We start from the raw sequence: 21,879 nt of genomic DNA on the forward strand, positions 1-21,879 counted from the left end.
TGCGACGGAGGTTCGATGCCTGAGTTGCCAGAGGTGGAAGTCACCCGCCTGGGTTTGCTACCGCATATTACGGGGCGACGTATCGTGCGCGCGGTGGTGCGCCATCACGGGCTTCGCTGGCCGGTCGATCCTGCCTTGCCAGCGTTGCTCGCCGGTTTGACCGTCACGCGCCTGTTGCGCCGTGGCAAGTATCTGCTGATCGAATGCATGCCCGACGCGGGCCACGCCGATACCGCTGGCGGCTGGCTGCTGATCCACCTCGGCATGACCGGTACCCTGCGTGTGCTGGAGAGCCCGGTTTCACCCGGCCCGCACGATCACGTGGACCTTGAACTGGTCGACGCAACCGGCGTGCCGATCACGCTGCGCTATCGTGATCCGCGCCGTTTTGGTGCCGTGCTCTGGCACCCCGGTGATGAAGCCGGGTTGGCCGAGCACCCGTTGCTGCGCAACCTTGGCATCGAGCCCTTCGATGCGCGTTTCGACGGCGATTGGATGTACACCCGCACGCGCGGGCGCAGCGTCGCCATCAAATCGGCGCTGCTGGCGGGCAACATCGTGGTTGGCGTGGGCAACATCTACTGCTCGGAAAGCTTGTTCAGGGCCGGCATCCGGCCTACCACGGCAGCCGGCCGCATCAGCCGGCCGCGCTACGCCGCGCTGGCCGACGCCGTTCGTGCCACGCTGGCTGACGCCATCGCCCGGGGTGGCAGCACGCTGCGCGATTTTGTTGGTTCCGACGGCCAGAGCGGGTATTTCCAGCTCGATGCGTTTGTGTACGACCGGGCCGGTCTGCCATGCCGTGTGTGCGGCACACCGATCCGCCAGATCGTCCAGGGCCAGCGCTCCACGTTCTATTGCCCGACCTGCCAGCGCTGAGGCGGCTTTCCAAGCGATTTGCCCGTCATTTCGCAAGGTTTTCAAAGGGGGGTGACGGGCTGACGATGGCATCCCGCAACACTTGGCTGCCCGGCCCGGACAAGTCGGCGGAAAGTTCTCCCGGAACCTGTTGGTTCCCTGTATCGTTCCACCTAAATTTGTGCATTTCTGTGCCGTAATGGGCGGTAACAGCGATGCCGAGGGGGCGCGCGCATTTGCATGGTCGGGGCGCGCACAAAATAAGACAGAACGATGAATAACACACTGAGCACACAGTTCGAGCAGTACGGTACCTGGCGCGCTTCGGTACTGCAGTCGGTGGGAGAATTCCAGGACTGGCTGCAAGCCCAGGAGCTGTACGACGCCCAGGCCGATATGCGCGCCCAGCGCATTCGCGGCGTCCTGCGCAGCGACAAGCTCAAGGTCGCTTTCATTGCCGAGTTCTCTCGCGGCAAGAGCGAGCTGATCAACGCCATCTTTTTTGCAGACTTTGGCCGCCGCATTCTGCCGTCGTCGGCGGGCCGGACCACGATGTGTCCGACCGAGCTGATGTACGACGAAAGCTACCCGCCGTCGATCCGTCTGCTGCCGATCGAGACGCGCCTGCATGACGCCTCGACCGCTGACTTCCGTGACGCCGGCAGCCACTGGCTGTCGGTGCCGCTCGATCCGTCGTCGCCCGAGGGCATGCTCGAAGCGTTCCGCCATGTGGTGGAAACCGTGCGTGTGCCCAAGGAAGAGGCGGAACAACTGGGCTTGTACAACGACGCCGATCCGGACGCCGCCTTCTCGGTGGATGCCGCCGGTACGGTGGAAGTGTCGAAGTGGCGCCACGCGATCATCAATTTCCCGCACCCGATGCTCAAGCAGGGTCTGGTGATCCTGGATACGCCGGGCCTGAACGCCATCGGTACCGAGCCAGAACTGACGCTGCGCCTGATTCCGGATGCGCACGTCGTTGTGTTTGTGCTGGCGGCCGATGCCGGCGTGACCAAGAGCGACCTGGAGCTGTGGCGCTCGCACGTGGGCGGTGGCCAGCGCAAGGGCTGCATCGCCGTGCTCAACAAGGTCGATGGCCTGTGGGACCCGCTCAAGACCGAGCAGGAAATCGAGAACGAAGTCAGCCGCCAGATCATGACCACGGCGCAGGTGCTCGATATCGATGTCGAGCGCGTGTATCCGGTGTCCGCGCAGAAGGGCTTGCTGGCCAAGGTCAGTCAAGATCATGAGCTGCTGGCCAAGAGCCGTCTGCCGGAACTGGAGTCGGTGCTGTCGGATCAACTGATCCCGCAGCGTCGCGAGATCGTCACGGAACAAGTGCAACTGGCGGTGAAGGACATGGCCGCCGGTGCGCAGCAACTCCTGCAGATGCGCCGTCGCGATATCGTCGAGCAGTTGTTCGAGCTGCGCGGCCTGCGCGGCAAGAACCACACGATGGTCAAGCACATGCTGATGCGCGTGCAGGGCGAGAAGGAAGAGTTCGAGCAGAGCATCGCCAAGTTCCAGGCGCTGCGCACGGTGTTCGGCCGCCACAGCGCGGAGATCATCAAGAGCGTGCAGCTCAAGCAGATCCGCTCGACCATGCGTGAAGCGCGCGAGAAGATGAAAGAGCGCGTGTTCTCGCGCGGCCTGCGTGATGACATGGACAAGCTGTTCGGCCACCTGACCGGCCTGGTGCGCGATGCGGCTAGCCGCATCGACCAACTGCACCAGATGGTCGACGGCATGTACAAGAAGTTCAACGCGGAGCACGGTTTCACGCTGTCGCCGCCGCTGCGCTTCCTGGGCACGCGCTACGACGCCGACTTGAAAGAGACGCTGATGCTCGCGCACAACCACTTTGGCGCGTTCAGCTTCCTGACCCGTCCGAAGCCGCAACTCGTGCACGGCGCGTTCTCGACGGTGGCCAGCCGCGTGCTGGATACCTTCCAGGACATGAACCGCGACATCGAGATCTGGCTGAAGTCGGTCATGACGCCGCTCGAAGCACAGGTGCGCGATCACCAGAAGCAGTTGCGCAAGCGCGTCGATTCGATCGAGCGCATCCACGAGGCCACTGACACGCTGGAGGCGCGTATCGCCGAGCTTGAGGCGCTGCTTAATACGCTCGACGAGCGCAGTGGCACGATCGCCCAGTACACCGATCGCATCCTTGCGGCGGGGACGCTTCTGGAACGGCACTCGCTCCACTCTGTCGCGGCTTGATGCGAACGTTGCTCATGAGAAAGGCGCCTGCGGGCGCCTTTTTTGTTCTGGTAGGATCGCCGCCAGCGTGCGCTTTTCGCGCACCGCTTCTTCATCACACGCATGACCGCCACCCCACGCCGCACCCGCCGACCCGCGCAACCTGCTCCCGCCTTGCCCTCGCTCCCTGACGATTTTGCCGTACGCGTGATCGCCTGGCAGCAGCGTCATGGCCGCCATCATCTGCCGTGGCAGAACACCGGCGACGCATATCGGACGTGGCTATCGGAGATCATGCTGCAGCAGACGCAGGTGACTGCCGTGCTGGGCTACTACGCGCGCTTCATCGAACGTTTCCCGACGGTGCAGGCACTGGCTGCCGCACCGGCTGATGACGTGATGGCTGCATGGGCGGGCCTCGGCTACTACACGCGCGCTCGCAACCTGCATCGTTGCGCACAGATTGTGGTGGCCGAGCATGGCGGCCTCTTCCCGCGCGATCCCGAAGTATTGGCATCGCTGCCGGGCATTGGGCGCTCGACCGCCGCGGCCATCGCCGCGTTTTCGTATGGCGTGCGCGCGGCCATTCTCGATGGCAACGTCAAGCGCGTCTTCGCACGGGTGTTCGGCATCGACGGTTTTCCTGGCGACAAGCGTGTCGAAGACACCATGTGGCGCATCGCCGAAGCCGTGCTGCCATCGGCCGAAGGCATTCAGCCGTACACGCAGGGTTTGATGGATCTGGGCGCAACCGTCTGCACGCGCGGCAAGCCCGCGTGCCTGACCGGCGAGCGCGCGTGTCCGCTTGAATCGTTGTGCGAGGCGCGCAGCACCGACCGCGTGATGGCGCTGCCTGTGCCGCGTCCGCGCAAGGCGATTCCAGAGCGTGCTGCCACCATGGTGATCGCCCTGCACGGTGAGCGTGTGCTGCTACAGCGACGCCCGCAGCGCGGCATCTGGGGCGGGCTGTGGTCGTTGCCGCTGGTGGGGGAGATGGACGATGCGCTCGACGCGCATCCGTTGGACGTAGATGTCGTGCGCGACGCTGCGCAGGTCTACGGTACGGTCTCGGCCGTGGAAACCGCCGGTGCGCTCACGCACACCTTCACCCATTTTCGCTTGCACATGCACCTGCTGCGTGTGGACATTGCCCAGCCCGTAGCGCTCGACGATGACTGGCGCTGGGTGCCGCTTGCGCAATTGAACTCGGTGGGATTGCCTGCGCCCGTGAAGCTGGCGCTGGAGACGTTGGTGCAGCCGAGCCTGATCTAAGCCTGAGCCCGGTTCCGGCAGCATCAGAGAATGTGATGCTGCTTCATGTAGCGATGGACGATCTCGATGCGCATGCCGGCGTCCATCAGTTCCATCAGCTTCTGCTTGGCCTTGAGCGGCACCGGCAGCAATTCACACAGCCGGTTGGCGACCCAGCTTGGGCTGTTCCACTCGTACGGCTCGGCCATCAGCACGTGGCCGTCTTCGCGCGTGCTCAAGGTCGTGACGATGCGGCGCAGGGCGTTCACGCAATCATCGAAAAGCTCGCCCTTGCAGTCCTGCACGTCGGCACCGATGGGCTCTACCGTGCCGCGCATCAGACCGTTGGACGTAGTCTCGAATGACAGCACCTTGAAGCGCTGTGTGCCGCGCACCTTGATCATCAACAGGCCCAGTTGCTCCATATCGCATTCCACGATGTGGGCAATGCAGCCGACGTCCACTGGCACGGTCGACGCATCTGCCGTGGCGACTTCATTGCCGCGCTCGATCAGGCAGACGCCGAAAGGGGTCTGGTCGCGCAGGCAGGTGCGGACCATATCCATGTAGCGGGCTTCGAAAATACGCAGCGGGAGAAGACCGCCGGGAAACAGCACCGTGTGTAGCGGAAACAGCGACAGCTCGGTGGGCAGCGGCGGCAGCGGTGAGAACGGCGAGAGAGCGATGTCTTCTTGCATGAGCGAGTGGAGCGGACGGCGGCAAGACTTTCGCGTGGCGCCGCGCAAGCCGTATCCGTACATCCTGCGGGGCTGGCTCGGCGCGCATGGCGCGCGGTTCAGCCCTCTACGGCCAATTCGCGGTGGCGGACCAACACATTACCATGCGCGCGGAAGTACGTGGCGAGCCGCTCGGCGATATACACCGAGCGGTGCTGGCCGCCCGTGCAGCCGATCGCCACCGTCAGGTAGCTGCGGTTGTCGGCAATGAAACTCGGCAGCCACTTTTCGACGTACGCGCGGATGTCTTCGGCCATCGCCAGCACCATTGGCTGGCTTTGCAGGAAATCGATGACGGGCTGGTCGCGGCCGGTCAGCGGGCGCAACTGTGTGTCGTAGTACGGGTTCGGCAGCGAGCGCACGTCGAAGACGAGGTCGGCATCTGTCGGCACGCCGTGCTTGAAACCGAACGATTCGAACATCAGCGTGATGTCGTGCGGTTCGTCGCTGATGAATTCCTTGATGTACGCGCGCAGGGCGTTGGTGCGCAGCGTGCTGGTGTCGATGCGATGTGCAGGGTCGGCCAGCGGGCTGAGCAACTCGCGCTCCATCTCGATGGCTTCGATGAGCGACGTGTCGGCATCTTTCGGCGCTTGCGGCGGCTCAGCGTTCGCATGCGCAGATGCGGGGCGGCCGTTGCGGATGGACAGCGGGTGGCGACGGCGCGTTTCTGAGTACCGCTGCACCAATGCGTTCGTGCTGGCGGTCAGGAACAGCATGCGCACGTCGTGTTCCTTGCGCAGCGTCGTGATGGTCTCGGGCACCTTGCGCAGCGATTCGCGGCTGCGGATGTCGGTGGCCACGCCCAGGTGCGTATAGCCCTGGTCCGCCAGATAGCGCGCCAGTTCGGGAATGAACTGCGCAGGCAGGTTGTCGACGCAGTAGTAGCCTGCGTCTTCGAGCACGTTCAGGGCGACCGATTTCCCTGAACCCGACATACCGGTGATGAGAATGATCCGCATGCCGCGAGGATAGCATCCCTCTGTGGCAAACCAGAGACCAAAGAAAAAGGCGACCGCCCGGGTCGCCTTTCTGGTGTGGCTCTAAGCGGATGCTCAGCTCTTCGAGAGGCACTCTTTCTGGGCGTTCTTGTACTCGTCGCCCTTCTTGCCCTTGTTGGCCTTCGAGCAGGCAGCCATCTTTTCCTGCTGGGTCATCGGTGCGGCGGCCGGGGCAGCGTCGGTCTTGCCGGACAGGCAATCGCTCTGGGCCTTCTTGTAGTCAGCGCCCTTCTTGCCCTTGTTGGCCTTCGAGCAGGCAGCCATCTTCTCTTGCTGCGAATTCTTGGCTGCCGGGGCGGCGGCTGCGGGTGCGGCCGGGGCGGCAGCCGCCGGCGCGCTACCTTGGGCAAACGCTTGGCCGGCCAGGAACGGGAGCGCCAGGGCGCAAGCGGCAATCAGTTGTTTCATCGTCGTATTCTCCTTGGGTACCGTCAGAAGAGCGGGCGGAGACAAGCCGCCGCGCTCGCGATGAACGCCGCCGCGTGCGTGCCCGGCGCATTCCCCTCCACAACGGGGCGGGGGCATGTCGGGTTGACGTTTCTCGACAAAACTAGGGTAAAACCCCTCGAATTGCGAAGCTTTGTAACGATTTTGTTAAAGCAACCGGCCCTGGGGCGAATGCGATGCCGCTTCAGCCTGCATGGCGGCGCGCTGGCGGTCCATGAAGTCGCGCAGCGTGTCGATGCCGCGCAGGCGCAGGATGGTGTTGCGCACGGCGGCCTCGACCAGCACGGCCAAGTTGCGGCCGGCCGCCACCTGAATCTTTACCATGTGGATCGGCAGGCCGAGCACATCGAGGTATTGCGAATCCAGCGGCAGACGTTCGAACTCGCCGTCGTTGCGTCGCACGAGCTGCACGATCAGCTTGATCTTCATCTTCCGGCGCACGGCCGTCTCACCGAAGATCGTCTTGATGTCGAGCAGGCCCAGGCCGCGCACTTCCAGCAGGTTTTGCAGCAGCGGCGGGCAGCGGCCCTCGATGAAATCCGGCCCCAGGCGCACGAAGTCGACCGCGTCGTCGGCCACGAGGCCGTGACCACGCGAAATCAGCTCCAGGCCGAGTTCGCTCTTGCCAAGGCCCGAGTCGCCCATGATCAGCACGCCCATGCCGAGAATGTCGAGAAACACCCCGTGCATCGTCACGCGCGGCGCCGAGATGCGCGACAGGTACAGGCGCAGGTGGTCGATGACGGCCGCTGATGAAATCGGCGACGTGAACAGCGGTGTGGACGAGCGCGTGCAACGCAGTTCCAGATCGGGCGGCGGATCTACGCCGTCAGCCACCACCAGGAAGGGCGGTTCCAGCAGGATCAGCTCACCCATCTGGCGCTTGCGGTTTTCTTCCGACAGGCGCTGGTAGTAGGTGATCTCGGGCTTACCGAGCACCTGGATGCGGTTCGGGTGGATGAGGTTCAAGTGCCCGACCAGGTCTGCCGCTGACGTGGCCTCCTTGGCGAAATCCACATCGAACGCGCGGTCTGCGCCTTCCAGGCCGGCGACCCACGACAGCTTCAGGTCAGCTGCGTTGTCGTCGAAGATCGATTGGGCGGTGACGCCAGTCAGTTCCATAGCAGGGCGCGGTGATGCCGCTGGGCGGTGCGCATTCGCAATCGGTTGCGTTGCTGCACCGATTGCGCCGCGCTCAGGGCCGCCAGTCGGTCAGTAGCTGGTGAATCGCCTCGGGCGACGGCAGGGTGGCGAGGCCTTCGCGCATGTCGCGGTCGGACAGCAGTTGGGCAATTTCAGAGAGGATCTCCAGATGCTGCTGGGTGGCCTGTTCTGGCACCAGCAGGAAGATCAACAGCGAGACCGGCTTGCCGTCGGGCGACTCGAACGGCACCGGCTCGGCCAGGCGCATGAACGCTGCCAGAGGCTGCTTTAGCCCCTTGATACGGCCGTGCGGGATGGCCACGCCGGCACCCAGGCCAGTGGAGCCGAGCGATTCGCGCGCGAACAGGTTGTCAGTGACGACCGCGCGGGCGACGCCGTGATTGTTCTCGAACAGCAGACCGGCCTGTTCAAAGACCCGCTTTTTGCTGGTTACGCTGACGTCGAGGGCAATGTTCCCGGGCGGCAGCAGTTTGGCCAAGCGATTCATGTGCAATGCGTGAAATGAGCGGCGTCCTTCTGCACCAAGATGGCGCGGACAATCGGGTCATTATAGACCACGTGCCGCGCGGCATTGTGCGGCGCACCAGCGGTGTGCCGCGCAGGACAGAAGGCGAATCCCCCAAGGCTGCGATTCAGTCGGTGCGGGCAAATTGCGCCTGAGCATCGACCCTGTTGTTGCCAGCATGGCGGCAAAACCCACGCCACGCCCAGCATTCATACTTTCGTCAGATTTTAGCCCGACTTAATTCGGATGCAATCGGATTCGTCAGGAATGCACCACGGCATAAAAAAACCGCGCCATCTGAGGGCGCGGTCTTTTGCGGTGCGGGCTGCTATTGCTGCATCTGCACGGCCTGGAGGGCCTGGTGCTTTACGCTGTCGCGGTCATGTCCTTGCACACGATCCTTGTACTTGATGACCTGCCTATCCAGCTTGTCGACCAAGAGGTCGATGGCCGCATAAAGATCTTCATGGTGTGACTCGACGAAGACGTCTTTACCCTTGAGGTGCAGGTTGATTTCCGCGTACTGGCGACGGTTCTTCTCCTTGTGGTTATCGACCGATAGCAACACGCTGACGCCAATCACCTGATCGAAGTGCCTGATCACACGCTCCAGTTTCGTTTCCACGTATTCACGCAACGGCGGCGTGATGTCCAGGTGGTGTCCACTGAGTTTGAAGTTCATAGCGGTTCTCCTTCTCACGGATGGGCCGCACCGGAATTGCCCGCGATGCGGCTATAAAGACTTGCGCAGATTCACTGCAGGAATCTTGAGGGCTTCGCGGTATTTGGCCACCGTCCGACGGGCCACCACGAATCCTTGTTCACCTAACAGCTCGGCAATTCTGCTATCGGACAGAGGATTCTTCGGGTCTTCGGCTCCTACAAGTTGCTTGATGAGCGCGCGTATCGCAGTGGATGACGCGGCCCCGCCGGTTTCCGTCGATACATGGCTGCCGAAGAAGTACTTCAGCTCAAACGTCCCCATGGGCGTTGCCATGTACTTGTTGGTCGTCACACGGGAGATCGTGGACTCGTGTAGGCCCAGCGTATCAGCTATTTCCCGCAAAACCAAGGGGCGCATGGCGATTTCGCCGTGCGTGAAAAAGCTCTTTTGACGTTCGACAATAGCTTGCGAAACACGCAGGATCGTGTCGAAGCGCTGCTGAATGTTCTTGATCAGCCAACGAGCTTCCTGCAGTTTCTGCTGCAGATTGGCGGCACCGGTTTCCCCACGACTGCTGCGCAGAATTTGCGCGTACATGTCGTTGATGCGCAGGCGCGGCATGACGTCCGGATTGAGTTGTGCCATCCAGCCAGCACTGGTCTTGCGCACGACGACGTCGGGCACCACGAAGTCGGCTTCTGCCCGACCGAAAGCGTGTCCGGGGAACGGCGCCAACGAACGGATCAGTTCATGCGCTGCCTTCAGCGCGGGTTCATCGACGGACAGCGCCTTCTTCAGTCGCGTGTAGTCGCGTGCGGCAAGCAGTTCGAGATGCTGGTTGACGATGATGAGCGCAAGCGCCTTCGCCGGTGAATCAAGTCGATGCAACTGCAGCGACAGGCATTCGGCTGCCGAGCGTGCACCGACGCCCGGTGGATCGAAACTCTGCAGCATGCGCAGCGCGGCCTGCAGCTCATCGAGTTCGACTTCGAGTTCGGCGGGCAGGTCGGTGAGGACTTCGTCGAGCGTAGCGGAGAGATAGCCCTCATCGTCGAGCGATTCGATCAGGAAGATGACGAGGCCCTTGTCGCGCATCGACAGCTTGAGCGGCGCGAGCTGTTCCATGAGGAATTCGCGCAGGCTTTGTTCGGCTTCGCGCAACTGCAGCGGGGCGCGATCGTCTTCATCCGATTGCGGCTTGCGGGCGAAGTCGTCGAGGCTCCAGTCGGAGCGGTCTGAGCCGTAATCGCTGTCGAAATCGGCGCCGCTGTCGTGGCCGTCGTAGCTGTTGTCGGGGGTGTCGGAACTGTCCGCCCCGTTGGGCGAAGGCGGCGGCGATTCGGTGGGCAGCGGCGTGGCGTTGTTGTTCTGCAGCGCGTTGACGGAGCCGTCCGCGCCAATGCGCGCGGAGGTGTCGAGCCACTCGTTTTCCCGCTCCAGCAGCGGGTTTTCGGTCAGTGCCTGTTCAACTTCCTGCTGCAGTTCGATGGTCGATAACTGCAGCAGCCGGATGGACTGCTGCAACTGCGGCGTGAGCGCAAGATGCTGAGAGAGGCGGAGCTGGAGCGACTGTTTCATGCGGGCTATTCTATGCCCAACAGTCAGTCGATGGAACGGATTTTGCTTTAAGGTGCGCCCTTACCACGTCCATTCGCACGTCCATTCGCACGTCCTTACGACGTAAGCGCCGTGTGCGATCAATCGGTGGCTTACATCCGGAAGTTATCGCCCAGATAGACCTTGCGCACATCCTCGTTTTCGATGATCTGCGCAGGGCTTCCGGCGGCGAGCACCGAGCCTTCGCTGATGATGTAAGCGTGATCGCAGATGCCCAGGGTTTCGCGCACGTTGTGATCGGTGATCAGCACGCCGATGTTGCGGTTTTTCAGGAAGCTGACGATGCGCTGAATTTCGCCCACAGCGATCGGGTCCACGCCGGCAAACGGTTCATCGAGCAGGATGAAGCGCGGCGACGAGGCCAGTGCCCGGGCAATTTCCACACGACGGCGTTCACCGCCCGAAAGCGACAGCGCGGGGTTATCGCGCAGGTGGGCAATCTGCAGGTCGTCGAGCAGGCCGTCGAGGCGGCGGTTGACCTCGTCTTGCGAGAGCTTCTTGCCGTCCTGCTCTTGCAGCTCGAGCACGGCGCGGATGTTCTCCTGCACGTTGAGCTTGCGGAACACCGAGGCTTCCTGCGGCAGGTACGACAGGCCCATGCGCGCGCGCTGGTGGATCGGCAGGCGGCTGATGTGCTCGCCGTCGAGCACGATGTCACCGGCGTCCAGCGCCACGAGGCCCACGATCATGTAGAACGACGTGGTCTTGCCCGCGCCGTTGGGGCCGAGCAGGCCGACCACTTCACCGCTCTTCACGTCGAGCGATACGTCCTTGACCACCGTGCGCGTGCCGTAACGCTTCTTCAGATGGCGTACGACCAGCGTGCTGGAGGTCGTGGCCTGCGGAGCGACGGTCTTGGGGGCGAGGGTAGTTGCGGACATAGACGATACGGAAAGACAGGCGTGCGGATCAGGGCTTGGTGGCAGGTGCGGGCGTGCCCGGCGTGCCGGTACGCGGTGCAAGAACGGCACGCACGCGGCCCGAGGGATTGGCGGCGGTCGTGTTCTCCGGGCCGCCCGAGGCCGTGTAGAACTCCTTCTGGCCGTCATACGTGATCACGGCGCCGCGGATCTCATCGAGCTGCGTGGCACCCTGCAGGCGCTCCATGCGCGCGCGGGTGATCAGCTTGGAGATCTCTTGCTTGCCGTCGTACTCGATGCGCTCGCCCCAGCCCTGGATGTATTCGTCGACGTTGTCGCGCTTCTGGCGGATGAAGGCCAGATTGCCGGGCTTGGAGGTGGCGATGGCGTAGTTGTAGCCCTCCGGGTCGGTGCGCAGATCGGCCTCGTCGGAGCGCAGCACCATGGTGCCCTTGGTCAGCACAACGTTACCGGTCAGATGGTAGACCTGCTTCAAGTCGTCGTAGCTGGCGTTGTCGGCTTCGAGTACCAGCGGCTTGTCGCGGTCGGCGCGCTCGGCATGTGCGGGCAGGGCCGGGAGCAGCAGCGCAGCAGCGATGGCAAGGCCGGCGGCACGGAGAGAGTCGGTCATGGAGATCAAGTCAGACAGAGAATAGCGCGGTCGATGGGCGTGGTCAGGGGCGGGGGTGGACGCAGTCTACTGTCTACTGCTTCGGCGTCCCCAGCCCTTCGATCCGGCCGCGCACATTGCCCAGCAATTGTACTTGGCGCGTCACGTTGTTGAAGGTGAGGCCGTTGGCGTTCATGATCGATGGCCCACGGTGCAGTTCGACCGGCTTGTCGGTGCGCACGACGTCGTCGTTAAGCAGTACCTGGAAGTAGGTCGAGTCGGCGGTCATCAGCGGGTCTTGGTGCGGGTCAGGGCCTTGCGCGCGGACGACCTTGGCGTTGTTGTACAGATCAATGATGGTGCCTTCGCCGTTCATCTTGCCCAGATCGGCGCGGGCGGTCACCTGCGGGCGGTCGGGCGCGTATACGCGCAGTGCCGGAAAGGTGACGTCGTAGGTCAGGTCGTCCTCGTAATGGTTCATGTGGACGCCGGTGAAGCGATATTTGGTCACGCCTTTCTCGTCCAGCGCGGTGGCCGAGACGCCGTCCATCATGTAGTCGGCAACGTGGCGCTTGGGCTGGTTGGCGGTTTCGTCGGTTTGCGGCGTGTTGACCTGCACCAGCAGGAACGTGACACCGCAGACGATCGCCATCAGCAGGATCGGCAGCCCGCGCAGCATGATCTGCAGCACGGTGGAGACGAGGTGTTGGGAGCGTTCGCTGGCCATGGGGTCAGAAAGTTTGCGGGACCTGCAATGGGGGGTGCAGCGGGGTTTCCAACATTTGGGCGAGCAGGTTGTCGTAGGCGCCCTGGGCCTTGAGGATCAGGTCGGCCACTTCGCGCACGGCGCCACGGCCGCCAGTCGCCTGGGCGACATAGTGGGCGCGGTTGCGCAGTTCAGCGTGGGCCTGGGCGGGGCAGGCGGCAAAGCCCACCAGCGCCATCACTGGCAGGTCTGGCCAGTCGTCACCCATGTAGCCTGCATCCTGCGGTTGCAGTTCGGTGGCAGCCAGCAGGTGGGCAAATGCCTCGCGCTTGTCGGCTACGCCTTGGTACAGGTGTTCGATGCCGAGTTCCCCGGCACGCCAGGCGACGATCTCGGAATGCCGGCCGGTGATGATGGCAGACGTGATGCCCGCCTGGGCCAGCAGCTTGATGCCGTGGCCATCGAGTGTGTCGAAGGCCTTGCTGATCTCGCCCTCGGGGCCGACCAGCAGGCGGCCGTCGGTCAGCACGCCATCCACGTCGAAAATCATCAGGCGCACACGGGCGGCGCGTTCCATCGCTTGCGGAAAGCGTGCGTCGATGTTGCTGTGGACGGGGGATTCTGCCGGGGCGGACATCAGCAAAGTGTCAGGCTTAGATGACCTTGGCGCGTGTCAGGTCGTGGATGTGCAGGGCACCGACCAGCACGCCGGCGGCATCGACCACCAGCAGCTGGTTGATGCGATGCGTTTCCATGACCTCGACGGCCTCGACCGCGAGCTGGTCGGGGCCGACCGAGCGCGGGTTGCGGTGCATGACTTCGGCCATTGGTACGGTGCGCCAGTCACGCGGCGTTTCCAGCAGGCGGCGCAGGTCGCCGTCGGTGAAGACGCCCACGGCGTGGCCGTCAGCGTCAACCACGGCGGTCATCGCCATGCCCTTGCGGGTGATTTCCATCAGCGCTTGCGACAGCGGCGTGTCTTCCTGCACGCGCGGCACGGCATCGCCGGCGCGCATGACGTCACGCACGTGGGTCAGCAGCTTGCGGCCGAGCGAGCCGCCCGGGTGCGAGCGGGCGAAGTCTTCGGCGCCAAAGCCGCGCGCATCGAGCACGGCCACGGCCAGCGCGTCGCCCAGTGCGATCTGGGCGGTAGTGCTGGCGGTCGGCGCCAGGTTCAGCGGGCAGGCTTCGACGTCGACGTGTGAATTCAGCACGACATCGGCATGCTTGCCGAGGGAGGATTCCGGGTTGCCCGTCACGGCGATCAGCTTGGCGCCCAGCCGCTTGACGAGCGGCAGGATGGCGTTCAGCTCCGACACCTCACCGGAATTGGAGAAACCGATGAAGACGTCGTCGCGCGTGACCATGCCGAGGTCGCCGTGGCTGGCTTCAGCCGGGTGCACGAAGAAGGCCGGCGTGCCGGTCGAGGCCAGCGTGGCCGCGATCTTGCGCGCAATGTGACCGGATTTGCCCATGCCCGAGACGACCACGCGCCCCGTGCAGCCGAGCACCATCTCGACCGCGCGCGCAAAGTCGGCGGACACCTGGGATTTAAGACCGAGTACGGCTTGCGCTTCGATGTCGAAGGTCTGCTGCGCCAGCGCAAGCGCTCGATCTGGGTTGAAATTCGCTATCATGGCGGCGAAGTATAACAACGATTGACACGGGTCCCGGCCGCTTGCTGCTTGGTTTGGCACGGATTGGGGCTCGGCTTGCGGGGAGTTGCGGAGCGTACGGGCGCTTCGTTTTGCTGCACCGCGGCAATACTCTTTCAAATCACTTTTCTTCCCGTCGCCACGCCGTCATTTTTTGCTCTGCGGCGTCCCGCGTATCGCGTTCTTCGTTTATACCCTGGCATCGGTCTTGCAACGCGCTGTGTGCTGCCTGCGGCATGTTTGCCGTGTGCACCGTCCTGATGCGCCGGTGCTGTCCACCCTGTCCAACCCCTTTCGCCTGGTTTTTCGAGCTGCATGCATTCGCCGCTGGAACTCACTCTCGTGCTGTTGGCCGCCGCCGTGATCGGCGTGGTGTTGTTCCGCATGCTGCAGTTGCCGCCCATGCTGGCCTACCTGGTGGTGGGCGTGCTGATCGGACCGAAGGCGACGGGGCTGGAGTCCGATTCTGCGCAGACGCGCTACCTCGCCGAGTTTGGCGTGGTGTTTCTGATGTTCTCGATCGGGCTGGAGTTCAACCTCTCCAAGCTGCGCTCGATGCGGCGGCAGGTGTTTGGGCTGGGCGCGTCGCAGGTGGCGCTGACCATGCTGCTGACAGTGCCGATCACCATGCTGCTGTCGCACTGGTATCCGCTGTCGTGGCAGGCGGGTCTGGCGCTGGGCGGTGCATTGGCGATGTCGTCCACAGCCATTGTCTCGAAGATGCTGGCCGAGCGCCTGCAGCTTGAAACCGAGCACGGCCGCAACATCATCAGCGTGCTGCTGTTCCAGGATCTGGCGGTGGTGCTGTTGCTGATCGTGGTGCCGTCGCTGGGCAAGAACCCGACGGACCTCGTGCTGGCGCTGTCCGTTGCCGCCGTGAAGATCACTGTTGCGCTGGTGTTGATCTTGTTCCTGGGGCAGAAGCTGCTCTCGCGCTGGTTCCACCTGGTGGCGGCGCGCCGCTCGCAGGAGCTGTTCATGCTGAACCTGCTGCTGGTGACGCTGGGCATGGCAGCGTTGACCGAGCGATTGGGCCTGTCGATGGCGCTGGGCGCGTTCCTGGCCGGCATGCTGGTGTCGGAAACGCCCTACAAGCTGCAGGTGGAAGAGGACATCAAGCCGTTTCGCGATGTGCTGCTGGGCTTGTTCTTCGTGACCGTGGGCATGCTGCTGGACCCGCGCGTGGTGGTTGAGCACTGGGCGCTGGTGCTGGTGCTGGTGGCCGGGCCGGTGCTGTTCAAGTTTGTGCTGATCGCGTTTCTTGCGCGCGGCTTTGGCTCGGGCGGCGGCGCGGCGATCCGCACGGCGCTGGGGCTGGCGCAGGCCGGTGAATTCGGTTTCGTGCTGCTCAACCAGATCGACGGCATGCACTTGATCGACCCGCTGCTCAGCCAGGCGATTCTGGCGGCGATGCTGCTATCGATGCTGATTGCACCGTTCCTGATCCAGTACAGCGACGTGATCGCCATGCGGTTCTCGCGTACGGATTGGCTGCTGCAATCGCTGGCGATGACCAAGATCGCCGCACAGAGCATCGCCACCGAGCGCCACGTCATCATCTGCGGTTACGGGCGCAGTGGCCAGAACCTGGCGCACATGCTGGAGCAGGAAGAGATCGGCTATATGGCGCTCGACCTGGACCCGGATCGCGTGCGGGATGCCGCGGCGGCGGGCGAGCACGTGGTCTATGGGGATGCAGCGCGGCGTGAATCGCTGGTGGCGGCGGGTATCCACCGCGCGGCGGCAGTGGCCATTACGTATGCGGATACGGCCTCGGCGCTGAAGGTGCTGCACCACGTGCAGGCGCTGGAGCCGACCCTGCCTGTGATCGTCCGCACGATTGACGATGCTGATCTGGACCGCCTGCAGCAGGCCGGTGCCACCGAGGTCGTGCCCGAGATCATTGAGGGCAGCCTGATGCTGGCCTCGCACGCGCTGGTGCTGCTGGGTGTGCCATTGCGCCGCGTGGTGCGCCGCGTGCAGGAGACCCGTGACGCGCGCTACAGCCTGCTGCGCGGCTACTTCCACGGCCAGGACGATGAAGAAGACATGCTGGAGCGCGATGCTGTGCGCCTGCACTCGGTGCCGCTGACCAAAGGTTCACCCGCCATCGGCCGCAAGCTCGGTACGATGGGGCTGGAGACTTTCAAGACCTCGGTGACGGCGATTCGGCGCCAGGGTATCCGCGCGCTCGATCCGGACCCGGATACGGTGCTGGAGCTGGGCGATATCGTCGTGCTGCGCGGCACCCCCGAGGGGCTGCAGATGGCAGAGGAGCGGCTCTCGCCGCGTTGAGCCGGCCGCGCTACTTGGCCAGCGCTTCAAGTAGCGGCCCGCGTGAACGACGCGGTGGTGGGCTGTCGGCCAAGCTTGGCGGCAAGCCCGCCAGCACAGCAGCGGCATCCAGCGAGCGGATCGATACGCGCGTATCGGCCGGAATGCGCCCACCCTGCTGCAGCATCAGATAGCGCAGGCAGCAGACGCGCAGGAACGAGGCAAAGTTGGCCACCTCGCCCCGATGCTCCAGCAACTCGTCATACAGCTTGCTGATGAGCTGACTGACCGTCAGGCCATCGCGCTGACCGATTTCTTCCAGCACCTCCCAGAACAGGCACTCCAGTCGCACGCTGGTCGCCACGCCATGCAGGCGTAGCGAGCGGGCGAGGGTGTCGTACGAATGGGGATTGGCGCGGATGAAGATTTCGCACATGGCCGGGGCTCCTCGTCAGGTGCCCGGCGTGCGGGCAACCGCATCAGTGTAGAACCCGTGTCCCCAGGACTTCAAGAAACTGCGCAAGCCACGCGGGATGCGCCGGCCAGGCGGGTGCTGTCACGAGCTTGCCATCGGTGTAGGCCTGGTCGACGGGGATGTCCTGGAAGGTGCCGCCCGCCGCCGTGACTTCCGGGCCACATGCCGGGTAGGCTGAACACGCTTTGCCTTCCAGCACGCCCGCCGCCGACAGTAGTTGCGCCCCGTGGCAGATGGCCGCGATGGGTTTATCGGCGCGGGCGAAGTGGCGCACGATCTCAAGCACGCGGGCGTTCAGGCGCAGGTATTCGGGCGCGCGGCCACCGGGCACGACGAGTGCGTCATAGGCCGCCGGATCGATATCGGCAAAGGCAGCGTTGAGGGCAAAACGATGGCCGGGCTTTTCGGAGTAGGTTTGCGCGCCTTCGAAATCGTGCACGGCGGTGGCAACGGAGTCGCCAGCCTTCTTGTCCGGGCAGACCGCATGCACCGTGTGACCGACCATCTGCAGGGCCTGGAAGGGCACCATCACTTCGTAGTCTTCGACATAGTCGCCCACCAGCATCAGAATCTTCTTCGCCACGGTTGTCTCCTGTATGGTTGCGGTCTGCCCATTGTGGTGACGCACCGTCTGCCGTGGGTGGTAGCCGGTTACCACAGTCCGCGCAAATCGTCTTTTCCCATTCCTGTCATGACCAACGTTCCTCACCATCAGGCGGCTTTGCTCACGCCGTCGTCCGTGCCTGCGTCCACCGAGCTGGGCGACGTGACGCGCTACCTGCGCGAGCGCATCCGCACCGTGCCGGACTGGCCACAGCCGGGGGTGATGTTTCGCGATATCACTCCGCTGCTGCAGGACCCGAAGAGCCTGCGCGTGCTGGTGGATGTGTTTATCCATCGCTACATGGGGCAGGGGCTGAACTTGGTGGCGGGCATCGACGCGCGCGGGTTCATCCTCGGCTCGATCGTGGCGTATGAGCTGAACCTGGGCTTCGTGCCGATCCGCAAGAAGGGCAAGCTGCCGTTCACCACGGTGGCGGAGGAGTACCAGCTCGAATACGGCAGCGCGACGGTGGAAATTCATTCCGATGCCTGCAAGCCGGGCGACCGCGTGCTGCTGATCGACGACCTGATCGCCACCGGCGGCACCATGATGGCCGGCAAGCGCTTGCTGGAGCGTCTGGGTGCGACGGTGGTGGAGGGCGCGGCGATTGTCGATCTGCCCGAACTGGGCGGCTCGCGCTTGCTGATCGAAGGTGGGTTGCCGCTGTTCACGGTCTGTCATTTCGACGGCCATTGACGTAGCCGGACAGCCCGCGAGCGATGCATTCACCGCATACGCTCATGTGACAAAAATATGACACTTTGTGACCGTGCGCGGTAGCATGGTCGCTTCCGTTTTTTCTTCCACTGCCAGGAGGCGCCGATGCCCCATGTGCTGCTGTTTCTGCTGACCTCGATTGCCATTACGGTGATGCCGGGGCCGGACAACCTGCAGGTGATCGCACGTGGTGCGAGCCAGGGCCGCAAGGCCGGGTTGGCGGCAGCGGCCGGGTTTGCGTCGGGTTGCCTGTTCCACACGACGCTTGCGGCGCTGGGGCTGGCGGCGGTGTTGCAATCCTCGCCCGTGGCGTTCCAGGCGATCCGCTGGCTGGGCGCGGCCTACCTGATCTGGCTGGGTGTGCAGGCGCTGCGCAGCAAGGGCGGTGTCGGCTTGAACAATGGTGGGCTGCAAGCGGCGCCAGACCTGTGGCAGGTGTTTCGCCAAAGTGTGTTCGCCAACCTGCTCAACCCGAAGGTGACGCTGTTCTTCGTGGTGTTCCTGCCGCAGTTCGTTGATGCGCAGGCCGGGCATGCGGCGCTGCAGATGCTGCTGCTGGGCGGCGTGTTCATGGCACAGACCATCGTCGTGTTCAGCCTGTATGGCTGGTGCGCGGCCGCACTGGGCGGCTGGATGCGCCGCACGCCGCGCGCATCGTTGTGGCTCGATCGCGTGAGCGGTTGCATCTTCATCGGGTTGGGGCTGCGCGTTGCGCTGACCAAGTAAGCGCAACGGAAACTGATGTACACGCTGCTCAAACTGCTCTCGGGTGTGGCCCTGCTGGTCTGGGGCACGCAGACCGTCAAGGTCGGCATGCTGCGCCTGTATGGCGCGGACTTGCGCCGGCTGCTGTCGCGCAGCGTGTCGAACCGGTTCTCAGCGCTGCTGGCCGGTATTGGCGTGACATGCCTGGTGCAGAGCAGTAACGCAACGGCCACCATCGTCGGGGCGTTTGTTGCGCAGGGTTTGATGGGGGTGTCGTCGGCGCTGGCCATCTTGCTGGGGGCCAACGTCGGCACGGCGCTGATGGCGCAGGTGTTTGCGCTGAACCTGTCGTGGCTCTCACCGCTGCTGATCTTCTTTGGCGTGATCCTGCATCTGTCGCGCAAGGGCAGCCCGGTCGGGCACTTTGGGCGTGTGCTGATCGGCCTGGGGCTGATCATGCTGGCGCTGGAGCTGATTGCGGTGGCGGCCAGCCCAATGGTCGAGGCCAATGCGCTGCGCGTGCTGCTCAGTTCCATCTCCGCCGATACGGGCCTGAACATGCTGATCGGCGCGGTGCTGACGCTGCTGTGCTATTCGAGCCTGGCGGTGGTGCTGTTCTGCGCCACGCTGGCGACGTCTGCGGCGGTGTCGGTCAAGGTGGCTTTTGCGATTGTGCTGGGGGCCAACATCGGCAGCGCCATCGCTGCATTGGCGACCACACCGGCATCCAGCCAGGCTGCGCGCCGTGCCACGCTGGGCAATCTGCTCTCGCGCGTGCTCGGTGCTGCGCTGGTGTTGCCGTTCCTGGGTAAGCTGGCCGAGCTGGCGCCGCATGTTGGGGTGGCGTTGCAGCACGTGGTGGTTGCGTTTCACGTGTTGTTCAACGTCGCGCTGGCCGCGCTGCTGATCGGTTTCACTGATCAGATGGCCCGCCTGTGCACGCGCATCCTGCCGGGTGGTCGGCACCTGGACGAGCTTGTCGCGCCGCGCTATCTGGACCCGTCGGCGCTGGCCACGCCCACGCTGGCGCTGGGCAATGCCTCGCGCGAGGTGCTGCGCATTGGCGACCGCGTCGAGCAGATGCTGGAGAACACGCTGCGCGTGCTCAAGACCGACGACGTGCGTCTGCTGCAGACCACACGCGCCGTCGACGACGAGGTCGACGCGCTCTACTCGGGCGTCAAGTTCTACCTCACCCAGCTCAGCCACGAGGCACTGGACGACCGCGATGGCAAGCGCTGGACCGACATCATCTCCCTCACCATCAACCTGGAGCACGCCGGCGACATCATCGACCGTCTGCTGCAGGACGTGCGCGAGAAGAAGATCGCGCACAAGCTGACCTTTTCCGAGGCCGGCTTGCAGGAGTTGGAAAATATGCACACGCAACTGGTCGCCAACCTGAAGTTGTCGATGTCGGTATTCCTGACGGGCGATCTGCCGAGCGCCCAGCGGCTGATGTTGCAGAAGGTGCACTTCCGCGATCTGGAGAAGCGCTATGCGCGCAGCCACCTGGCGCGCGTGTCGGAACAGACCGCCGAGAGTATCGAAACCAGCTCGCTGCATCTGGACATCATCAGTGACTTCAAGCGGTTGAACTCGCTGTTCTGTGCGGCGGCGTACCCGGTGCTGGATGAGGCAGGCGCCCTGAACCGCAGCCGCATGAAGGACACCGACGAGGTTGAACCGGAAGCCGCCGCCGGGCACTAGCCTGCCGATTCACCAACGACAAAGCGCAGCCGAAGCTGCGCTTTTTTCTTGGGCGCGTGCCGCCCGGCTTGCTTTTGCTTGTGCGTGAGCAGCGATGCGAGGTCGTTGCCGGCAAAGCTGGCCTTGCTCTTGGCTACATTCTCCGGCGCGCCTTTGACGATGAGCTATCCGCCTCCCGCGTCGCCAGTAGGCAGTCCGCCGGCTTGATCACGTTGAGGTGTGCTCAATGATGACGAGCGCATCCCAACAAGCGAGCGCCCAGATTACCCGGGCGTTTTGCGTTGGGCTATGCGTGGCCGCCGGCGCCGCGCCACATCAGCAAGCGAGTCGGATGAAATTCGTTTAGCGCCAGCGTACCCAGTGCTGCGCTCACGTAACCGTTGGCGGGGTCTTCTACGTAGTCGACAAAGGCGCGGGCACCGGTCATGCCGGTGTTGTCGGCGCAAATCAAGGCGCTCGCGCGCAGGCGTGGCTCAAGCAACTTGAGCACCGGGAGGTAATCAGTCTTGGCGCCGTCCAGCAGGACGAAATCAATGGTGGCAGGTAGATCAGCGGCTAGTGTCTGACGGGCGTTGCCGATGCGGCACGTGATGCGATCAGAAACGCCAGCTTGCTCCCAATGCTGGCGCGCCCGTGCCGCTTTGGCTGGCTCGATCTCGGTGGTGATGATGTGGCCGGCGCCGAGGTCACGCAGTGCACCGGCCAAGAAGAGCGTCGACAGGCCAAACGAGGTGCCATATTCCACGACGGTTCGCGCCTGGGTGGCACGGATCAACTGGTAGAGCAAGGCGCCAAAGTCGGGCGTGACCGGCATGAAGGCCTCGCGCATGGCCGCGTAAAAGCCGTCATCGGTTTCGGTCAGGCCGCGCGCGCCCTCGACCATGTCGCGGATGGCTGGATCGGTGCGCACGGTTTGCGCGTACAGTGTCGCCAGCGTCATGGCAACTGGGTCAGACGCGTGCCAGGGCAGGTTCAGTTGTAGATCGGTCATGCGGCTTCTCATTCCGTAGTTGAGCGAAGCCTCGATTCTGCGCAGCGTCGGTCGCCCCGGCTTGTAAGAACACGCCATCTATGACCACATCCTTCGCTTTGCCGTCTTGGAAGAGCTATCACC

22 protein-coding genes are annotated in these 21,879 nt (G+C 63.9%); 7 read left to right on the forward strand and 15 right to left on the reverse strand.

Annotation, left to right across the window (positions count from 1 at the left end; translation table 11 throughout):
* Nucleotides 1–15 precede the first annotated feature (15 nt).
* The 3 genes from mutM to mutY all read left to right on the forward strand — a co-directional run bounded on the left by mutM (nt 16) and on the right by mutY (nt 4,335).
* Entirely contained in the window at nt 16–879 is an 864-nt protein-coding gene (gene mutM, locus F7R11_RS04465; protein ID WP_064801476.1) for a bifunctional DNA-formamidopyrimidine glycosylase/DNA-(apurinic or apyrimidinic site) lyase, read from the forward strand.
* 252 nt (nt 880–1,131) lie between these two features.
* Complete coding sequence (locus F7R11_RS04470; protein ID WP_021196394.1) at nt 1,132–3,084, forward strand: dynamin family protein; 1,953 nt, start codon at nt 1,132–1,134, stop codon at nt 3,082–3,084.
* A gap of 102 nt (nt 3,085–3,186) precedes the next feature.
* Nucleotides 3,187–4,335 carry an A/G-specific adenine glycosylase gene (gene mutY, locus F7R11_RS04475; protein WP_064801478.1) on the forward strand — a complete coding sequence of 383 codons (1,149 nt, stop codon included), beginning with the start codon at nt 3,187–3,189 and terminating at the stop codon, nt 4,333–4,335.
* A 23-nt stretch (nt 4,336–4,358) separates the two neighbouring features.
* Here mutY and F7R11_RS04480 read toward each other — a convergent pair whose 3' ends face one another.
* From F7R11_RS04480 to F7R11_RS04535, 12 genes are all read right to left on the reverse strand, one after another.
* A complete protein-coding gene (locus F7R11_RS04480) occupies nt 4,359–5,012 on the reverse strand; it encodes an LON peptidase substrate-binding domain-containing protein (RefSeq protein WP_031329820.1) in 654 nt (217 codons plus the stop codon).
* 98 nt (nt 5,013–5,110) lie between these two features.
* On the reverse strand, nt 5,111–6,013 hold the full coding sequence (rapZ, locus tag F7R11_RS04485; RefSeq protein WP_021196397.1) for an RNase adapter RapZ: 903 nt from the start codon (nt 6,011–6,013) through the stop codon (nt 5,111–5,113).
* 93 nt (nt 6,014–6,106) lie between these two features.
* Nucleotides 6,107–6,460, reverse strand: a complete 354-nt coding sequence (locus F7R11_RS04490) for a PsiF family protein (protein ID WP_049285390.1) — start codon at nt 6,458–6,460, stop codon at nt 6,107–6,109.
* A 186-nt stretch (nt 6,461–6,646) separates the two neighbouring features.
* A complete protein-coding gene (hprK, locus tag F7R11_RS04495) occupies nt 6,647–7,621 on the reverse strand; it encodes an HPr(Ser) kinase/phosphatase (protein ID WP_021196399.1) in 975 nt (324 codons plus the stop codon).
* A gap of 73 nt (nt 7,622–7,694) precedes the next feature.
* Nucleotides 7,695–8,150, reverse strand: a complete 456-nt coding sequence (gene ptsN, locus F7R11_RS04500; protein WP_021196400.1) for a PTS IIA-like nitrogen regulatory protein PtsN — start codon at nt 8,148–8,150, stop codon at nt 7,695–7,697.
* 346 nt (nt 8,151–8,496) lie between these two features.
* The gene (gene hpf / locus F7R11_RS04505; protein WP_021196401.1) at nt 8,497–8,850 is read right to left on the reverse strand and encodes a ribosome hibernation-promoting factor, HPF/YfiA family; all 354 of its coding nucleotides are present in this window, start codon (nt 8,848–8,850) and stop codon (nt 8,497–8,499) included.
* 51 nt (nt 8,851–8,901) lie between these two features.
* The gene (locus tag F7R11_RS04510; RefSeq protein ID WP_064801480.1) at nt 8,902–10,410 is read right to left on the reverse strand and encodes an RNA polymerase factor sigma-54; all 1,509 of its coding nucleotides are present in this window, start codon (nt 10,408–10,410) and stop codon (nt 8,902–8,904) included.
* A gap of 131 nt (nt 10,411–10,541) precedes the next feature.
* On the reverse strand, nt 10,542–11,330 hold the full coding sequence (gene lptB / locus F7R11_RS04515) for an LPS export ABC transporter ATP-binding protein (RefSeq protein ID WP_021196403.1): 789 nt from the start codon (nt 11,328–11,330) through the stop codon (nt 10,542–10,544).
* Nucleotides 11,331–11,358: 28 nt separating this feature from the next.
* Nucleotides 11,359–11,940, reverse strand: a complete 582-nt coding sequence (gene lptA / locus F7R11_RS04520) for a lipopolysaccharide transport periplasmic protein LptA (protein WP_064801482.1) — start codon at nt 11,938–11,940, stop codon at nt 11,359–11,361.
* A gap of 73 nt (nt 11,941–12,013) precedes the next feature.
* Nucleotides 12,014–12,646 carry an LPS export ABC transporter periplasmic protein LptC gene (gene lptC, locus F7R11_RS04525; protein ID WP_064801489.1) on the reverse strand — a complete coding sequence of 211 codons (633 nt, stop codon included), beginning with the start codon at nt 12,644–12,646 and terminating at the stop codon, nt 12,014–12,016.
* Nucleotides 12,647–12,650: 4 nt separating this feature from the next.
* The gene (locus F7R11_RS04530; protein ID WP_064801491.1) at nt 12,651–13,262 is read right to left on the reverse strand and encodes a KdsC family phosphatase; all 612 of its coding nucleotides are present in this window, start codon (nt 13,260–13,262) and stop codon (nt 12,651–12,653) included.
* A gap of 16 nt (nt 13,263–13,278) precedes the next feature.
* Nucleotides 13,279–14,262 (reverse strand): KpsF/GutQ family sugar-phosphate isomerase, encoded by a 984-nt coding sequence (locus F7R11_RS04535; RefSeq protein WP_064806139.1) that lies wholly within the window; start codon nt 14,260–14,262, stop codon nt 13,279–13,281.
* A gap of 333 nt (nt 14,263–14,595) precedes the next feature.
* Here F7R11_RS04535 and F7R11_RS04540 point away from each other — a divergent pair, with 333 nt between their 5' ends.
* A complete protein-coding gene (locus F7R11_RS04540; protein WP_021196408.1) occupies nt 14,596–16,575 on the forward strand; it encodes a monovalent cation:proton antiporter family protein in 1,980 nt (659 codons plus the stop codon).
* A gap of 10 nt (nt 16,576–16,585) precedes the next feature.
* On the opposite strand, the gene F7R11_RS04545 is transcribed toward F7R11_RS04540, so the two are convergent.
* Nucleotides 16,586–16,990 (reverse strand): ribbon-helix-helix domain-containing protein, encoded by a 405-nt coding sequence (locus tag F7R11_RS04545; RefSeq protein ID WP_064801493.1) that lies wholly within the window; start codon nt 16,988–16,990, stop codon nt 16,586–16,588.
* 43 nt (nt 16,991–17,033) lie between these two features.
* Nucleotides 17,034–17,612 (reverse strand): DJ-1/PfpI family protein, encoded by a 579-nt coding sequence (locus F7R11_RS04550; RefSeq protein WP_064801495.1) that lies wholly within the window; start codon nt 17,610–17,612, stop codon nt 17,034–17,036.
* Between the two features lie 108 nt (nt 17,613–17,720).
* On the opposite strand from F7R11_RS04550, the gene F7R11_RS04555 reads away from it, so the two are divergent.
* The 3 genes from F7R11_RS04555 to F7R11_RS04565 all read left to right on the forward strand — a co-directional run bounded on the left by F7R11_RS04555 (nt 17,721) and on the right by F7R11_RS04565 (nt 20,765).
* Nucleotides 17,721–18,329, forward strand: a complete 609-nt coding sequence (locus tag F7R11_RS04555) for an adenine phosphoribosyltransferase (RefSeq protein WP_064801497.1) — start codon at nt 17,721–17,723, stop codon at nt 18,327–18,329.
* Between the two features lie 126 nt (nt 18,330–18,455).
* Complete coding sequence (locus tag F7R11_RS04560) at nt 18,456–19,076, forward strand: LysE family translocator (protein ID WP_021196412.1); 621 nt, start codon at nt 18,456–18,458, stop codon at nt 19,074–19,076.
* Nucleotides 19,077–19,091: 15 nt separating this feature from the next.
* On the forward strand, nt 19,092–20,765 hold the full coding sequence (locus F7R11_RS04565; RefSeq protein ID WP_064801499.1) for a Na/Pi cotransporter family protein: 1,674 nt from the start codon (nt 19,092–19,094) through the stop codon (nt 20,763–20,765).
* A 286-nt stretch (nt 20,766–21,051) separates the two neighbouring features.
* Here the strand turns inward: F7R11_RS04565 and F7R11_RS04570 are convergent, their stop codons facing one another.
* Entirely contained in the window at nt 21,052–21,756 is a 705-nt protein-coding gene (locus tag F7R11_RS04570) for an O-methyltransferase (protein ID WP_064801501.1), read from the reverse strand.
* Nucleotides 21,757–21,879 lie beyond the last annotated feature (123 nt).

The sequence above is a fragment of the Ralstonia insidiosa genome (assembly GCF_008801405.1).
GTDB lineage: Bacteria > Pseudomonadota > Gammaproteobacteria > Burkholderiales > Burkholderiaceae > Ralstonia > Ralstonia insidiosa.